This is a genomic window from Pseudomonas sp. SIMBA_068, from assembly GCF_046534705.1.
GTDB classification, from domain to species: domain Bacteria; phylum Pseudomonadota; class Gammaproteobacteria; order Pseudomonadales; family Pseudomonadaceae; genus Aquipseudomonas; species Aquipseudomonas putida.
The window spans coordinates 1-275 of record NZ_JAWRYI010000428.1; the positions used below are offsets into that span (position 1 = coordinate 1).

The window sequence follows — 275 nt, forward strand, 5'->3', positions numbered from 1 at the left end:
TTATAACGCCGACCTTCCTCAGTTCATTTGTCGTGCTGGTCTGCTTTGGGGTGATTGGCTTGCCGCATACTGCGGTGCGCTGCATCTCTTATAAAGACAGCAAGGCAGTCCATCGGGCCATTATTCTGGGTACCATTGTGGTGGTGATCCTGATGCTGGGAATGCATCTGGCCGGTGCGCTGGGCCGGGCGATACTGCCGAATCTGACCGTGCCGGATAGTGTTATACCCACCCTGATGATCACTGTGCTGCCACCGTTAGCTGCCGGACTGTTT

The 275-nt window shown here is 55.3% G+C and carries 1 protein-coding gene; it reads left to right on the forward strand.

Annotated features, from left to right (window positions below; genetic code table 11):
* Positions 1–275 (forward strand): sodium:solute symporter family transporter (locus tag SB756_RS29830; RefSeq protein WP_410913186.1); only part of this gene is annotated, 275 nt, incomplete at both ends.